General features: G+C 68.0%; 18 protein-coding genes. 13 read left to right on the top strand and 5 right to left on the bottom strand.

Annotated elements, in window-relative coordinates; all coding sequences use genetic code 11:
- Nucleotides 1–5 precede the first annotated feature (5 nt).
- Nucleotides 6–1,124 (top strand): polyprenyl synthetase family protein, encoded by a 1,119-nt coding sequence (locus ABME02_RS14210; protein WP_353816001.1) that lies wholly within the window; start codon nucleotides 6–8, stop codon nucleotides 1,122–1,124.
- 34 nt (nucleotides 1,125–1,158) lie between these two features.
- The gene (locus ABME02_RS14205) at nucleotides 1,159–2,538 is read left to right on the top strand and encodes an FAD-dependent oxidoreductase (RefSeq protein WP_353816000.1); all 1,380 of its coding nucleotides are present in this window, start codon (nucleotides 1,159–1,161) and stop codon (nucleotides 2,536–2,538) included.
- 39 nt (nucleotides 2,539–2,577) lie between these two features.
- Here the strand turns inward: ABME02_RS14205 and ABME02_RS14200 are convergent, their stop codons facing one another.
- Nucleotides 2,578–3,186 (bottom strand): hypothetical protein, encoded by a 609-nt coding sequence (locus ABME02_RS14200; protein ID WP_353815999.1) that lies wholly within the window; start codon nucleotides 3,184–3,186, stop codon nucleotides 2,578–2,580.
- Between the two features lie 101 nt (nucleotides 3,187–3,287).
- Nucleotides 3,288–3,608 carry a hypothetical protein gene (locus ABME02_RS14195; protein WP_353815998.1) on the bottom strand — a complete coding sequence of 107 codons (321 nt, stop codon included), beginning with the start codon at nucleotides 3,606–3,608 and terminating at the stop codon, nucleotides 3,288–3,290.
- 75 nt (nucleotides 3,609–3,683) lie between these two features.
- Between ABME02_RS14195 and ABME02_RS14190 the strand changes: the two genes are divergently transcribed.
- From ABME02_RS14190 to ABME02_RS14150, 9 genes are all read left to right on the top strand, one after another.
- The gene (locus ABME02_RS14190; RefSeq protein WP_353815997.1) at nucleotides 3,684–4,343 is read left to right on the top strand and encodes a prepilin peptidase; all 660 of its coding nucleotides are present in this window, start codon (nucleotides 3,684–3,686) and stop codon (nucleotides 4,341–4,343) included.
- 256 nt (nucleotides 4,344–4,599) lie between these two features.
- Entirely contained in the window at nucleotides 4,600–4,800 is a 201-nt protein-coding gene (locus ABME02_RS14185) for a Flp family type IVb pilin (protein WP_353815996.1), read from the top strand.
- A gap of 80 nt (nucleotides 4,801–4,880) precedes the next feature.
- The gene (locus tag ABME02_RS14180; RefSeq protein ID WP_353815995.1) at nucleotides 4,881–5,276 is read left to right on the top strand and encodes a TadE/TadG family type IV pilus assembly protein; all 396 of its coding nucleotides are present in this window, start codon (nucleotides 4,881–4,883) and stop codon (nucleotides 5,274–5,276) included.
- Complete coding sequence (locus ABME02_RS14175; protein ID WP_353815994.1) at nucleotides 5,264–6,328, top strand: pilus assembly protein TadG-related protein; 1,065 nt, start codon at nucleotides 5,264–5,266, stop codon at nucleotides 6,326–6,328. Before ABME02_RS14180 ends, ABME02_RS14175 begins: the two co-directional genes overlap by 13 nt.
- 92 nt (nucleotides 6,329–6,420) lie before the next feature.
- Nucleotides 6,421–7,134, top strand: coding sequence for a Flp pilus assembly protein CpaB (cpaB, locus tag ABME02_RS14170; protein ID WP_353815993.1), 714 nt, complete (start codon nucleotides 6,421–6,423; stop codon nucleotides 7,132–7,134).
- Nucleotides 7,131–8,456, top strand: a complete 1,326-nt coding sequence (locus tag ABME02_RS14165; protein ID WP_353815992.1) for a CpaE/TadZ family protein — start codon at nucleotides 7,131–7,133, stop codon at nucleotides 8,454–8,456. Before cpaB ends, ABME02_RS14165 begins: the two co-directional genes overlap by 4 nt.
- Complete coding sequence (locus ABME02_RS14160) at nucleotides 8,443–9,942, top strand: TadA family conjugal transfer-associated ATPase (RefSeq protein WP_353815991.1); 1,500 nt, start codon at nucleotides 8,443–8,445, stop codon at nucleotides 9,940–9,942. The genes ABME02_RS14165 and ABME02_RS14160 overlap by 14 nt, the downstream gene beginning before the upstream one ends.
- Nucleotides 9,939–10,895: a type II secretion system F family protein gene (locus ABME02_RS14155; RefSeq protein WP_353815990.1), complete on the top strand. Its 957-nt coding sequence runs from the start codon at nucleotides 9,939–9,941 to the stop codon at nucleotides 10,893–10,895. The genes ABME02_RS14160 and ABME02_RS14155 overlap by 4 nt, the downstream gene beginning before the upstream one ends.
- The gene (locus tag ABME02_RS14150) at nucleotides 10,895–11,776 is read left to right on the top strand and encodes a type II secretion system F family protein (protein WP_353815989.1); all 882 of its coding nucleotides are present in this window, start codon (nucleotides 10,895–10,897) and stop codon (nucleotides 11,774–11,776) included. Before ABME02_RS14155 ends, ABME02_RS14150 begins: the two co-directional genes overlap by 1 nt.
- On the opposite strand, the gene ABME02_RS14145 is transcribed toward ABME02_RS14150, so the two are convergent.
- Both ABME02_RS14145 and ABME02_RS14140 read right to left on the bottom strand, forming a co-directional pair.
- The gene (locus ABME02_RS14145; protein WP_353815988.1) at nucleotides 11,693–12,598 is read right to left on the bottom strand and encodes an HTTM domain-containing protein; all 906 of its coding nucleotides are present in this window, start codon (nucleotides 12,596–12,598) and stop codon (nucleotides 11,693–11,695) included. The two genes, ABME02_RS14150 and ABME02_RS14145, sit on opposite strands and share 84 nt — an antisense overlap.
- Complete coding sequence (locus tag ABME02_RS14140; RefSeq protein ID WP_353815987.1) at nucleotides 12,589–12,879, bottom strand: hypothetical protein; 291 nt, start codon at nucleotides 12,877–12,879, stop codon at nucleotides 12,589–12,591. The genes ABME02_RS14145 and ABME02_RS14140 overlap by 10 nt, the downstream gene beginning before the upstream one ends.
- A 237-nt stretch (nucleotides 12,880–13,116) precedes the next feature.
- Between ABME02_RS14140 and ABME02_RS14135 the strand changes: the two genes are divergently transcribed.
- Both ABME02_RS14135 and ABME02_RS14130 read left to right on the top strand, forming a co-directional pair.
- Nucleotides 13,117–14,187, top strand: coding sequence for an alpha/beta hydrolase (locus tag ABME02_RS14135; RefSeq protein WP_353815986.1), 1,071 nt, complete (start codon nucleotides 13,117–13,119; stop codon nucleotides 14,185–14,187).
- Nucleotides 14,188–14,287: 100 nt separating this feature from the next.
- Nucleotides 14,288–14,620, top strand: coding sequence for a hypothetical protein (locus ABME02_RS14130; protein ID WP_353815985.1), 333 nt, complete (start codon nucleotides 14,288–14,290; stop codon nucleotides 14,618–14,620).
- Between the two features lie 248 nt (nucleotides 14,621–14,868).
- Here the strand turns inward: ABME02_RS14130 and ABME02_RS14125 are convergent, their stop codons facing one another.
- Nucleotides 14,869–15,267, bottom strand: a complete 399-nt coding sequence (locus ABME02_RS14125) for a nuclear transport factor 2 family protein (RefSeq protein ID WP_353815984.1) — start codon at nucleotides 15,265–15,267, stop codon at nucleotides 14,869–14,871.
- Between the last annotated feature and the right edge of the window lie 6 nt (nucleotides 15,268–15,273).

Below are 15,273 nucleotides of genomic sequence, written 5' to 3'. Positions count from 1 at the left end.
GGCTCGTGAATCCGAGCCACACGGTCCGTCGCGCCTCCTCGCTCGCGGCCAATCTCGGCCTCAGCGAGCGGGTGTTCGCCTCCGCGGCCGACCGTGCCATGGCCCGGGCCATCGACGACGGGCTCGAGCGCGTCGAGGCGGGGCTCGCCGAGCAGGTCCGCTTCGCGGACACGGTGGCGGATGTCACGAGCCGCTACCTGCTCGAGGCGGGCGGCAAGCGCGTGCGCCCGATGCTCACGCTGCTCACCGCGCAGCTCGGCGACGGCTCGGTCGACGACGTCGTGACGGCGGCGATGGCGATCGAGATCACGCACCTCGGCTCGCTGTACCACGACGACGTCATGGACGAGTCGGAGCGCCGACGCGGCGTGCCGAGCGCGCAGACGGTATGGGGCAACTCGGTGGCGATCCTCACGGGCGACCTGCTGTTCGCGCGGGCGAGCCAGCTCATGGCGAAGCTCGGGGAGCGCGCCATTCGCATGCAGGCCGACACGTTCGAGCGCCTCGTGCTGGGCCAGCTCAACGAGACCGTCGGTCCCGACCCCGACGAGGACCCGATCGAGCACTACATCCAGGTGCTCGCCGACAAGACCGGCTCGCTCATCGCGGCGGCCGCGCAGTCGGGCATCATCTTCGGCAACGCCGACCCGGCGCTCGAGGCGCCGATCATCGAGTTCGGCGAGAAGATCGGCGTCGCGTTCCAGCTCATCGACGACGTCATCGACCTGTCGCCCCAACCGGAGGAGACGGGCAAGGTGCCCGGCACCGACCTGCGCGCCGGCGTCGTGACGCTGCCGCTGCTGCGCCTCGAGGAACTGGCGAAGGCGGATGCCTCGTCGGCCGACCTCCTCGACCGCATCCGTCGCGACGTGCTCCCGGCGCCGGCCGACGAGGCGGGGGACCCGTTCGACACCAACACGCTCGCCGCCCGCATCGTGCCCTCGCGGGCGACGATCGATGCGATCGTCGACGAGCTCCGCGAGCACGAGGCCACGCGTTCGACGCTCGCGGAGGCCCATCGGTGGGCGCATGAGGCCGTCGCGGCGCTCGCGCCCGTGCCCGAGGGCAGCGTGAAGAAGGCGCTGACGCGCTTCGCCGACACCATCGTGGAGCGCTCGAGTTGAGTTCGGCTCCCGAGACGACAGGAGGATCCGACCGGTGACGAGGAACAAGTTGCGCCTGGCCATCGTGGGCGCCGGCCCAGCCGGCATCTACGCGGCCGACATCCTGCTCAAGTCGGAGCGGAACTTCGACGTCTCGATCGACCTGTTCGATCACCTCCCGGCGCCGTATGGGCTCGTCCGCTACGGCGTCGCGCCCGACCATCCGCGCATCAAGGGCATCATCACGGCCCTCCGCGAGGTGCTCGACCGCGGCGACATCCGCATCTTCGGCAACGTGCGCTTCGGCGAGGACATCACGCTCGCCGACCTGAAGAAGCACTACAACGCCGTCATCTTCGCCACCGGCGCCGTGAAGGACGCCGACCTCAACATCCCGGGCGTCGAGCTCGAGGGCAGCTACGGGGCGGCCGACTTCGTCAGCTGGTACGACGGGCACCCCGACCACCCGCGCGAGTGGCCGCTCGACGCGAAGTCGGTCGGCGTCATCGGCAACGGGAACGTCGCGCTGGATGCCGCGCGCATGCTCGCGAAGCACGCGGAGGACCTGCTGCCGACCGAGATCCCCGCGAACGTCTACGAGGGGCTGAAGGCGTCGCCCGTGACGGACGTGCACGTGTTCGGCCGTCGCGGCCCGACCTCGGTGAAGTTCACGCCGCTCGAGCTGCGCGAGCTCGGCGAGCTGCGCGACGTCGACATGATCGTCTACGACGAGGACTTCGACTACGACGATGCCGCGCGCGCGGCCGTCGCCGGCAACAAGCAGGTCTTCGTGATCGACAAGGTGCTGCAGCAGTGGCGGCAGCGCGAGACCGGACAGGCGTCGCGTCGCCTGCACCTGCACTTCTTCGCCAAGCCCCTCGAGGTCGTCGACGACGGCAACGGCCGCGTCGCCGCACTGCGCTACGAGCGCACCGCGCCCGACGGCGAGGGCGGCGTCGTCGGCACCGGCGAGATCCGCGAGATCCCGATCCAGGCGCTCTACCGCGCCGTCGGCTACTTCGGTTCGCCGCTGCCCGGCATCCCCTTCGACAAGAAGTTCGGCGTCATCCCGAACCACGAAGGCCAGGTGCTCATGCGCGACAAGGAGACCGGACAGTCGCGCCAGATGTACGGCGTCTACGCGACCGGCTGGATCAAGCGCGGGCCCGTCGGCCTCATCGGCCACACGAAGTCCGACGCCATGGAGACGATCAAGCACCTCATCAACGACCTCGGCAACTGGTGGCGGCCCGAATCGCCGTCGGAGGAGTCGGTCATCGAGCTGCTCGAGTCCCGAGGCATCCAGTGGACCGACCTCGACGGATGGCACCGCCTCGACGAGCACGAGCAGGCGCTCGGCGCCGCCGAGGAGCGCACGCGCATCAAGGTCGTGCCGCGCGACGAGATGGTGGGGATCTCGCGGGGCGAGGTCTAGCTCCGCGGCGCGGTCTCGGGCGCCGCTGCCCGCGGCCGCTCAGGCGTTGCAGTACCACTCTCCGAGCAGCGGTGGCGCGGAGGCGAACGAGCCGCCGAAGTCACCCGACTCGCAGTACGGCGTGAGCACCTCGATGCCCGTCTCGACCAGCTCGATCGGGGTCGGGATGCTGCCCGTGTACGGATCGGCGATGCACTTCCACACCCAGGTCTCGGTCTCCGACGTGGTCATGATCCCGGTCAGTGAGGCGCACGCCTCCTCGAGCGTCTGCTCGATGGTGAACTCGGCCGACGCGGCGGCCGTGCCGCCGTCGGTGAGGTGGAACGTGACGGCGAAGACGTGGTCGCCGACGGAGAGCCCGGTCAGGTCGACCGAGTAGGTCGACGCCTTCTTGGTGGTGGTGTCGGCGACGTCGTCGCAGGGTATCTCTCCGCCGTCGAGCTCGCAGACCTGCTCGGCGACCGCCTGCATGCCGCGGTTGAGGCCGTAGGTGACGGTGACGTCCTGTCCGTCGGGCGAGCCGGCGGTGGCGGATGCGGCCGGTGCGTTGCTGTGGGCCGGCGGAGCGGCGTACGCCGGGCCGGCGATTCCGAACGTCGCGAGTGCTGCAGCGGCGAGGACGATCGTGGTGCGGGACAGGATGCGCATCGTTGCCTTCCCTTCCGGCGGTCGGCCCCGCCGATGGGACGAACCCTAGGGGACCCCCGCTCGATCCGCGAGGGTCGTTCGGGCCGCCGGACCGGTCGGATTCACGACATTCGGCCGACCGGCGGCTCGCCGACGAACTCGTGCGCCTCGCGCGCGAGCTCCGACCAGAGTTCGCGGTCGGAGACGCGCACCCACGTGCGGCTGTCGCCGCCGCGCATCGAGTGGAACGGCACGACAACGCCCCGCGCCTGCAGGTCGGATGATCGCGCCGCGGGCAGGTCGACCACGAGCTGACCGCCGTCGAGGAACGCGAAGAGCTTCCCCTTCACGAGCAGACCGTCGGGCGTGGCATCCACGTCGTAGTCGGCGTCCTCGAGCAGTTCATTCGCCACGGCGTCGTAGGTCGCCTGCACGTCGTCCATGTCTTCCCCCTGTCGATGGCTTCGCGAGGGAGCCTACGCCGCACGTGCGGTTGGCGCCGCGCTACGCTGCACACCATGCCCCTCGCCCCCGTCGTCCTCGTCGTCGGGGTCGCCCTCGTCGGCGCCGTGCTGGGCTGGTGGCCGCTCGCGGCGTGGGCCGACCGGAACATCCACCGCGACCGGGCCGAGCGGATGCCGCAGCGCGCCCTCCGCACCTGGTCGGCGGGCACGACCGCCCTGCTGTTCGGGCTGCTCGCCTGGCGGTACGGCCCCGATCCCGTGCTGCCGGTGCTGCTCGCGCTCGCCGCCGCCGGCGTCGCCCTCTCGATCGTCGACCTCACCGAGAAGCGGCTGCCCAACGCCATGGTCTTCCCGGCCCTGCTCGTGCTCGGCGTGCTGCTCGTGGTGGGGGCCGCGCTCACCGGGGAGTGGCTCCGCCTCGCCTGGGCGGCCGCCGGCTCCGCCGGCATGTTCCTCTTCTACTTCGTGCTCGCCCTCATCTCGCCGAAGGCGATGGGCATGGGCGACGTGAAGTTCGCGCTGCCGCTGGGGTTGGTGCTCGGCTGGTTCGGCTGGTTCGTGTGGATCGCCGGGTTGATGGGGGCGTTCCTCGTCGGCGGCGTGGTGGCGATCGTGGCGCTCGCGCTCAGGCGGGTGACGCTGCAGGGGTCGGTGCCGTTCGGGCCGTCGATGGTGGCAGGGGCCGTCCTCGCGCTGCTCGTCCTGGCTGCCTGACGGGCACGTCGCTGCCGGATTCGAGCTCCGCTGTCCCCTGCCTTCGGCAGCCCTGTACCCCGAAAAGCGGACTTTAGCATTCGGATGCCGACACTCGAGTTACGCGCAGGTCACGTTTGTACCCCGGCCTGTACCCAGTCAGGGGGTGCCCCGAAGTGGGGCATAGCGTCTGATTCGTTCGCATCGATACGTTCTTCGAGCCGCTTGCACGCGTGGGCGGCACCCCAGATTCTGTTCGACCCGAAGGGTGTCACTCATGTCCAAGCTCGTCGCAAAGGCTCAGGCCCGTCTCGCCACGCTCCGCACTCGGGAGGAGGGCGCGACCGCCACGGAGTACGCGCTCGTCCTCGGTCTCGTCGCCATCGCGCTGGTCGTTGCGGCGACCGCTCTCACCGGTATCCTCGACAACTTCGTCGCCGCCATCGGCGCGTGGATGGCCGGTCAGGGAGTCAGCTGACCTCTCCGCGCGAAGCGTGTCAGCGGGGTTCGGGGGCGATCATGCTCCCCGAACCCCCTTCGCAGTAGGGTTGGGAACCGATGAGGAAACGTCAGAGTGAGCGTGGAGCCGCTGCGGTCGAGTTCGCTCTCGTCTTCCCGCTGGTGATCATGCTCCTCATCACGGTGCTGGAGTTTTCCCGCCTCTGGAACATCCAGGCCACGATCGCGGACGGCGCTCGGATCGCGGCCCGCTACGCTGCGATTCATCACGAGGACGCCGACGTCATCGCACAGGCCACCAGCCAGGCGACGGCGATTCCCGGGTTCGTCGACTGGTCGGCCGCAACGATCGACATCGACATCGACTGCGAGGGAGCGGAGACCGCGTCCTCGGCGATCGAGGTCTCGCCCGGTTCGATCACCGCGTGGTTCGCCGACGCACTCGGAACTCCGATCACCCTCAGCGCGACAGGAAGAATGCCATGCGGCGGTTGAAGCATTGGGACCGAAGCGTCCTCCGAGATGAGCGCGGCGCCAACGCCGTGCTCATCGCTCTGCTCATGATTCCGCTCATGGGTATCGGAGCGCTCGCACTCGACGTCTCAGCGCAGCACGCCGAACGAACACAACTCCAGCATGGAGCGGACGCGGCGGCGCTCGCCGTCGCGAAGATGTGCGCGCAGGACGAGGCACTCTGCAGCAACACGTCGGCGGCGACGACGGCGAACGCCTTCATCGCGGACAACGGCGGGACTCCCGTCGATGGCGCAGCGGAGATCGAGCTCCTGGACCTCGCGGACAACACCGTTCGACTTGCCGCTGCCGCCGAGTTCCCACACTTCTTCGCGTCCCTGGTCGACGGCGATGCTGACCCGAACAACACGACCGTCCGCGCGCGTGCCACCGCCGAGTGGGGATCACCCAAAAAGGGCTCGACGATCCCCTTGGCAATCGCGGAGTGCGAGTTGTCCAAGCACTTCGATCCCGGAACGGAGACCACGGGCGACCCGTTCATCCTCCTGCTCATCGGCCCGGGCAATGGCGCGAAGACGCCAGAGGAGTGCGCGCCGGGGTACCCCGGCGGCTTCGGCTGGCTCGAAGGCGATGATGTCGACGGCGATGGGAGCCCGGACTGCGAGGTCATCGTCGAGGTGGATGTACCGGAGAACGGAGTCCCAGGCAGCTCGGACACCAAGGCGGGCGGATGCCCCGACGACTACATCGCCGCGTTGCTCGGCGAGACCGTACTGATCCCGCTCTACGATTCGTACACCCCGGGCAGCGGTGGAAGCGGGGGCAGCTACAACATCAGTCGATTCGCGGCCTTCAAGGTGACGGGCTTCCATGTCGCGAGCGGGAAGTGCAGTGCATCCGGAGTCAAGGTCGGCGGCAACTGCTACCTCCCCGGCGAACAGAGCTCACCCGGTTTCAAGGGAGGTGAGTTCGGGCTCCAAGGGTACTTCGAACGGTACGTCGCCATCGGCGAGGACTTCGATCTCGGCGACTCTCCTGATGGCGGGCTCTCGATCGCGCGCCTCGTCGGGTGACCTGACCGCCCAGTTCCCCTCACGCCCCCGAAACAGCAAGGACCCGAATGAAGACCCGTATCATCGGGGCGATCGTCGCCCTCATCCTGGCCGTGGTCGGCGCCTTCGTGCTCGTCAGCTATGTCCGTGGCGCTGATCTCCGAGCGGCGCAGGGCGCCGAGCTGGTCGATGCGTACGTCGTCCAGACGTCGATCCCAGAGGGCACCTCCGGCGACAACGTGGGGGAGTTCGTCAGGGTGGACACGGTTCTCCAGCGCAATCTCGCTGAAGGCGCGGTCACGGACCTCGACGAGTTGGCCGGACTCGTCGCCGACGCCGAGCTCCTCCCAGGCGAGCAGCTGCTCATCACCCGGTTCGTCGATCCGAGCGAACTCGCAGCCCGAGGAGATGTCCCCGTCCCCGAGGGAATGCAGCTGCTCTCGTTCACGCTCCCCGCTGATCGTGTCGTCGGCGGGCAGGTGCGTGCCGGCGACCGGATCGGGCTCGTGGGCACCGTTGATCCTGACGAAGTCGGCGACGCCGAAGACGTCATCAATCCCATCTCCCAGTTCGCGTTCCACGGGGTGCTCGTGACGAAGGTGCAGGGCGTTGCCGCCATCGACCCGGAGACCGGCGAGGCAGCCGATCAAGGGTCGGGGGACAACATCATGCTGACGATCGCGCTCGATGCCCCCGATGTCGTGCGCTGGGTCTGGTTCACTGAGGGCGAGGCCGCGCAGTACGCACAGATGTGGCTCACGCTGGAGAACGAGTTGACCGACAACAGCGGTGCTGGCGCCGTCGACGGAAGCAACGCCTGGCAGTGAAGCCCTTCCTCCTGATCAGCCGCTCTGCCGAGTACGAGACTCGTCTGAGGTCACTGCTCGGCAATCGGCTTGCAGTCGTGCCGGGTGAGTTCCTGCTGCTCGGCGCTGACTCGGTGATCGACCGCGTCGATGGCACGCCGCGGATCGCGTTGCTCGGCCCAGTCCTCAACTTCGATGAGACGCGCGGACTGGTCGGCGGTCTCACCGAGCGGTATCCCGACATCGGGCTCATCGTGGTGCGGGAGCAACGTACCGATCTCGAGGACTGGGTGGATGACCTGCCCCTGCACGCCGTTCTGAGTCCGCACGCCGCAGACTCGACGACCAACGAACTCCTCGATCGCCTGTCGAGTTGGCTCGTCGCGAACGGTCGCGCGCAGTCCGAGGACTTCGAAGAGCCCCCGATGTCCGAAGCGGGAATGGCGATCGCCGCTCTCGTGGGCGCGCCGGACGTGGACACGTCGGAACCGGTCGCCGAACCGGAGGAGATTCCGACCGAACCCGAAGAGCCCGAGTGGGAGTTCCCGCCGCTCGAGAGCGGGATCCCGTCTGAGGCGATCGCGGTCGTCGCGCCGAAAGGTGGTCAGGGGAAGACCACTCTGGCGGTGAATCTCGCGACCGGCCTCGCGGAAGTCGCGCCGAATTCGGTCGTCCTCGTCGATGCCGACCTGCAGTTCGGCGATATCACTGCTGCCCTCAATCTCACACCCCAGCGCACGATCGTCGATGCCGTGGCCGACGCCGCTCAAGATGAGCTGGTGTTGAAGACGGCATTGGTCCACCATCCGGATGGATTCTTCGTCGTCGCCAGTGCCCCCTCTCCCGAGTTGGGGGACGAGGTGCCGAGCGAAGCGCTCGGGCGTCTGATCGGGAGACTTCGAGACACGTTCCGCTACGTCGTCGTCGACACGACTCCCGGGCTCGGCGACCACACCCTCGCCGCAATCGAGCACGTCACCGACGCAGTGTTCGTCAGCAACATGAGCGTCGCCAGCCTGAGGGCGATGCGCACCGAATTCCGCCTGCTCACGACGCTCGGCCTGATGCCGGGCAACCGGCATTTCGTTCTGAACCAGGTGGACAAGATGAGCGGCCTCACAGTCAAGGATTCTGAAGCTCTCGTGGGCGCGCGGATCGATGTCGCGGTGCCGAGGTCCACCGCCGTGCTTCTCGCGAGCAACCGTGGGATCCCATTGATTCATGACGACGTCCGGGATGTCGCCGCGCGTGCCGTGCGGGAACTGGTGATGCGAATCGCCCCGGACGCGTATCCGAAGCGCACCAAGATCCAGAGAAGGTGGCGATCCAATGGGACTGAATGATCGGCTGAACGCCCTCCGCAATCCGCAAAGCGTCCAGCCGGCGGCAACGACCAACGCCGTCGTCGAGCCGGACGAAGTCGACCGCGGTCCCGAGTTGGTCGTCGAACACGACGATGTCACGAAAGCGGACACCCCGACGGTCGCGTTCCCCCAGGCCGCGGTCACGACCCAGCTGCGGCCGGCGCCGACCACGGATCCATTGGCCCCGGTCAAGGAGAAGGCGGCTCAGGAACTCTTCGTTCGGATCGGGTCCCGGCTGAACGACGCGACGCTGACGGAGGAGCAGCTCCACACCCTCGCTCGCGCGGAACTCGCTGAGATCGTCGCCGGCGAGCAGCTCGCGCTCACCACCGCGGAGCGAAACCGGCTCATCGATGACATCGGTGCCGACGTGCTCGGGTACGGTCCTCTCGAGCCCCTGCTCGAGGACCCGACCGTCACCGAGATCATGGTCAATCGATACGACCAGCTGTATGTCGAGCGGAGCGGGCGTCTGATGGAGACGCCGCATAGATTCACCGGAGAGCCGCAGCTCCGCCGAGTCATCGAGCGCATCGTCTCTCGAGTCGGTCGGCGCATCGACGAATCGTCTCCGCTCGTCGACGCGCGACTCGAAGATGGATCGCGAGTGAATGCGATCATTCCGCCCCTAGCGGTGAACGGCTCATCGCTGACCATCCGAAAGTTCGCGGGGACGCCGTACACCGTCGAGGACCTCGTCCAATTCGGCACGCTCACACGCGAAGTCGCCACCGTGCTCGATGCCGCGGTCCGGGCGAAGCTGAACATCCTCGTCTCCGGTGGTACCGGCACCGGTAAGACCACCATGCTCAACGTCCTGTCTGCCTTCATCCCCAGCGATGAACGAATCATCACCATCGAAGACGCCGTCGAACTCCAGCTGCAGCAGGATCACGTCGTTCGGCTCGAGTCGCGCCCGCCGAACATCGAGGGGCGTGGTGAGATCACGATCCGCGATCTCGTCCGGAACTCCCTCCGAATGCGTCCGGATCGGATCGTGGTCGGCGAGGTGCGTGGGGCGGAGAGCCTCGACATGCTTCAGGCGATGAACACCGGTCACGAGGGCTCGATCTCGACGCTGCACTCGAACTCACCGCGCGACGCGATCAGTCGCATGGAGACCCTGGTGCTCATGGCGGGAATGGACCTGCCGCTCCGCGCGATCCGCGAGCAGATCTCGTCAGCCATCGACCTGATCGTCCAGATCACCCGTCACAAGGACGGGGTGCGTCGCGTGACCCACGTGACCGAGGTACACGGAATGGAGGGCGAGATCATCACCCTCCAAGATGCCTTCACCTTCGACTACTCCGCTGGATTCGATGAGGATGGTCGGCTGCGAGGACGAATCGAACCGACGGGCGTGCGGCCGCGCTTCGCGGAGCGCATCGCCGACCACGGCATCCCGCTCCCCGTCTCGGTATTCCAGCCTGACCTGCGCAACATGCTCGGAGAGATCCGGTGAACCCGGGTGCATTGGTCGCGGGGATCAGCGTCTGCCTGCTCGCAGCGCTGGCACTCGTCCTCCTCGTCATCGCCCCGCCGGCTCCGCGCGTCGCGGCCGATCGTCGTCGCGCGCCGGGCGTCGAATACGTTTCGACGCTCGCACGGATCACACGCCGCACGACCGAGGCCATCGACAGTGCCACGTCGAGGCGGACGCGACGCTTCTTCGGGCCGGAGGAACTCGAACTCGCCGGTGTGAAGTCGGAGCCGAGCGCCTTCCTCATCATGGTCGCGTCGTCCGCGAGCGTCCTCGCCCTGGTCGGTGTCCTCCTGGGCTTCGCCAGCGGTACGTCCCTTCTGTGGGGGCTGATCTTCGCGCTGCTCGCTCCGATCGGGGCGAAGGTGATCCTGATCAACCGAACGGCGCGACGCCGCGCTCGATTCGCGGATCAGGTGGATGACACCGTCCAGCTGATGGCGGGCGGCTTGCGCGCCGGTCACGGGCTCTCTCGCACCGTGGCGGCAGTCGCCAACGATGCGGAGGCGCCGACCAGCGAGGAACTGGCCAGAGTGGTGAACGAGACCCGCCTCGGTCGCAACCTCGCGGACTCGATGGCGGTCACGGCCCAGCGAATGCACAGCCCCGACTTCGAGTGGGTGTCTCAGGCGATCGCGATCAACCAGGAGACAGGCGGCAACCTCGCAGAGGTGCTCGACCAAGTGGGCAAGACGATTCGGCAGCGCAACGAGATCCGTCGTCAGGTGAGGGCGTTGAGTGCAGAGGGCCGGTTGTCCGCGGTCGTTCTCGTCACCCTGCCGATCGCCGTGTTCCTGTTCCTCGCCCTGGTGCAACCGAACTACGTCACCGTCTTCTTCACCAACCCGATCGGCATCATCGCGCTGATCGTCGCGGTGCTGCTCCTCATACTCGGCGCCGTCTGGGTCTCGTTCGCGGTGAAGGTGAAGTTCTGATGGACCCCGCAATCGTCGCCTACATTGCGATCGCGGTGACTGCACTGGCGATCGGCATCTTCGTGTTCTTCCTCTTCCCGTCACGGAAGCCCGCTACCGAGCCTTCGACTGAGTCGGCCCGGACGATCGGCCCGGTTCAGCAATCGAGTTTCGGCGCATCGCTCATCGCCGCGGCTCCTCGGGGTTACGTCGGTTGGATCGAACGCCAGGTCGTCTTCGCAGGCCGACCGCCCGGGTGGACGCTGCAGAAGATCGTCACGTGGAAGATCGTCCTTGCGTTGTTCGGTGCCGTCTTCGGCGCGATGTTCATCTTCAGCGGCGGACCGAACGCGTTCAAGGTACTGCTCGTCATCGCGGGAACCGTGCTGCTCTTCTTCCTCCCCGACGTCATGATCAACAGTCGGGCCCATGACCGACAGCAGTCGATCAAGTACTCCCTGCCCGATACGCTCGACCAGATGACCATCGCCGTCGAAGCCGGCCTCGGATTCGATGCTGCGATGGCCAAGGCGGCACGCAACAGTCGGGGCCCGCTGGCCGAGGAACTGATTCGCGTGCTCCAGGACATGAGCATCGGACGCAGCCGCCGTGACGCCTTCACCGAGCTCGAGGGCAGGACGAGCCAGGAGGACCTGCGGAGGTTCATCCGCGCAGTGATCCAAGCGGACGCGTATGGCGTCGCGATCGGTGACGTCCTCCGCGTGCAGGCAGGCGAGATGCGGTTGAAGCGTCGTCAGCGCGCCGAGGAACAGGCGATGAAGGTGACCGTGAAGATCATCTTCCCGCTGGTGTTCTGCCTACTGCCCGTGCTCTTCATCGTGCTCCTGACGCCTGCGGCGCTCGGCATGATCGAGACGTTCACCGGCATCGACAGCTTCTGAGGAACGCGCGGGATCCTCGTGATGGGGTCGGCCCGCAGCGGCCACGACGAGCCCGGCACCCCGCAGGTGGAACTGCGGGCGCGTGAGGAACAGGGGATAGAGCGACACGCACACCACGGCGAACGCGGTGAGTGCGAGCGTCTCGTGGTCCATGAGGACGACGATCGACAGGTGAAGCCCGACACCCAGCAACGCAGCCACTCGACGGCTCGCCCGGAACCAGAGACCGAACGCGATGACCAGCTCGACGACGATGGTCATGATGGCCGCGATCGTGTATGCCTGCCACGGCAGGCTGACCCAGACCCACGTCTCGAGCGGTTTGCCCGACGCGAAGGTCGGGTTGATCTTGCTGATCGCTGAGAAGAAGTAGACGACTGACAGCTGCGTCATCATGAGCAGCTGGGGCCAGAACGGCACGAGCCCTGGTCGACGTGTCCGACGGAGCGACCAAGCGGTGCCGGACTTCGCGAAGAGGAGATACGCGAGAAGGAGGGTCACGAGCAGTCGATGATTGCTGTAGGTCTGTTGATCGGCAAGGAACGTGACGAGGCTGAGCACCAGGGACAGCCCGGCGGCGAACTCAGTCCTCCACCCGAGCGTCACGGCGCTGCCGGCCGCGACCTGGAGGATGGCGAGGAGGATGAGCGAGATGAGATTCAGCTCCGGCACCTGGGGAAAGACTGGGGCGGCGAGCAGTCCGGAGGAGATTCGCGCCAGGATCTCGAAGGCCTCGAGCGACATCAGGACCGTGGCGACGCCGATTCCCATACGAGCGATCGCGACCGGGCGAGGATCGACCTGAAGTTCTATCAGGCGCATTCGACGATCCTCTCCCTCTCGAACTGAGTGATCTTGACGGCGGCGACCCCATCCTCGGCGGCGCAGACCCGCTCGGGGAGCGTCCGGCTCCAATCGATCTCGGGCCTGAGCTGCCCTACGAGCGGTTCCGCATCGAACGGGCGCTGCTCGCCGTCCTCGTCGATCACGACAACCTCGATGCCACCTCGAGCCGAGTACATCTGGAAGCTGAACCGCTGGGGGGGAGCCGGGAGGAACGCGATGACCGGCACGATGACCTGCAGGGCGACCACGATGACCATGGCGATCGCGACCCTTCGCGGGTGAGGGGCCGTACGACGGGCCGTCGTCTCGGGTCGGCTGGGGCGAGCGCGCACATGCCTACCCTAGGTGGCGCTCGTCGGCGGGCCAATGCGCGAAGACCTCTTGGGTCGGCTGGCATCCGGGAGGACGCGAGGTGCCGGCAGCTCGCCCGTCTTCTTCTGTCGACCCGCGGGCCTGCCTAGGCTGTCGACATGGCGGCGGATCGGATTGAGCGCGTGGAGCAATCGCCGTCGGCCGGGTCAGGTGCCTGGCAGCACGACGTCCTCGGGCCGGGGTTCGAACGGCTCACCCTGCCGCTCGAGGCTGACGACGAAGGCGAGGTCGTGGCGACGCTCGTCCGGCATACCGCCGGCACGGGTGGTGAGCCCGCGGCATCCGTCAGGCGCCGATGGCGCTGGCCGTGGGAACGGGGCGCCGAGCCGCAACCGCCGCCCGCGGCATCCGGATGCGACGTGCTCTACGTGCACGGGTGGAGCGACTACTTCTTCAATCCCGAGCTGGCGCGGTACTGGAGCGATGCGGGAGCGCGGTTCTACGCGCTCGACCTGCGGAAGTACGGGCGGAGCCTGCGGGAGTGGCAGACGCCCGGGTACATGACCGACCTGGCCGTGTACGACGAGGACCTCGAGGCGGCGCTCGGCGCCATCACGCGCGAGAGTGGGCCGGAGGCATCCGCTCGTCCGTTGATCCTGGTCGGGCACTCCACGGGAGGGCTGACGCTCAGCCTGTGGGCGGCGCGCAACCCGGGGCGTGCGGCGGCGATCGTGCTCAACAGCCCGTGGCTCGAGTTCCAGCTGAGCGGGATCGGGCGGCAGGCGATCCAGCCGGTCATCGGGTTCCGCGCCAGGCTCGCGCCCATGGGGCCGCTGCCGAACGTCGACCTCGGGTTCTACGCGCGGTCGGTCGCGAAGGAGCTCGACGGGGAGTGGGATTACGACCACGCGTGGCGGCCCGACCGCGGGTTCCGCACGCATCCGGCCTGGCTGACTGCGATCCTCGCCGGGCACGCGACCGTCGCCGCCGGCATCGACGTGGGGGCGCCCGTTCTGACGGTGCTGTCGAGTCGCTCGGTGCTGCAGGGCACCTGGGATGACGCCATGCTCACCTCCGACATCGTGCTCGTCGTCGACGAGATCGCGCGCCAGTCGCTCAAGCTCGGGCCGAACGTCACCGTCGCGCGCATCGACGGGGCGCTGCACGACGTGTTCCTCTCGAGGGAGCCGGCGCGGGCGTCGGCCTACGCGGCGGTCACGCGGTGGCTGGAGGGGTACCGACCGCGGCCGTGATGCAGCAGGCACCCGGTAGGCGGCGTGAAGTCATGACCCGAGGCCGAGGCCGAGGCCGAGGCCGGGGCCGGATGGCGCGTTGCTGGACTAGCATCCGACCATGACACGCACCGAGGCGTCGGGTACGCAGTCGACGGGTTCACCCGCGGGGCTCACGGTCGCCGGCATCGTGGCGGGGCTCGGCCCCCTGTGGTTGTTCGCTATCGCGGCCTTCGCGGGTCCGGGCCCGTGGACGTCGAGCCTCATCTTCGCCGTCCCCGTTCTCGCATCGACCACGGTCGCCATCTGGGCCGCGCTCCGGCTCGCGCGCCGCGGGCACCGCGCCGCCGCGTGGACGGTGGCGATCGTCGCGCTCGTCGCCGGCGTCATCGGGTACGCGGCGTGGGTCTACCTCGCGTCGCTCGGCATCCGGTTCGGCGACGGGCCGCTCTGACGCTCATGTTCGATGACGCGATCGTCGGGTCGGCCTGCGGGGCTCCTCGGAGCGCGACTGACATGCCGGAGAGGTGGCTCAGCAGAACGATCTCCTTGTGCGACGCTCCGAGCTCGTGCGGGAGATCGGTCTCTTCGAGGTCGGGCCGCGCCCCGGCGGTGGGGTGCGCGTCAAGTTGGGCGCGCGCTCGGTCAAGTGGTGAGGCCGACCGCGAACCGGATCGTGGCGGTGATGCGCGCCCGCGGACGCTACTCGCCAACGGTGTCGCCGTGCCGATGGGCGACCCGCCATTCGCCGCCTTCGCGCCGGTACACCTGCGTGACGCGCAGCGTGTAGGCGCGCGGCACGCCGTCGACGGACACCGCCGTGTGCTCGAGCGCCACGGTGTACGCGGCGTCGCCGACCACGTCGGAGGCGAGGACCTCGATCTCGAATCGCGTGCAATCCGAGAAGCTGCGCTCGAGGAAGGCGAACAGCTCACCGGTCTCCGCCAGCCCGATGGCGTTCCTCCAGGCGCCGAGCACGCTCACCGGTTCGACCGGCGACCAGAGTGCACGACGAGGGCCCGCGTCGCCCTCGTGCAAGGCTCGCTCCGCTGCGGTCAGCGGGCCGCGGATCCACTCCAGGAAGTCGTCGTGCTCGGTCATACCGTC

Origin of the sequence: Agromyces zhanjiangensis (assembly GCF_040496055.1) — a bacterium.
In the GTDB taxonomy this organism is placed as follows: Bacteria; Actinomycetota; Actinomycetes; order Actinomycetales; family Microbacteriaceae; genus Agromyces; species Agromyces zhanjiangensis.
This window is presented reverse-complemented; position numbering and strand designations above follow the sequence as displayed.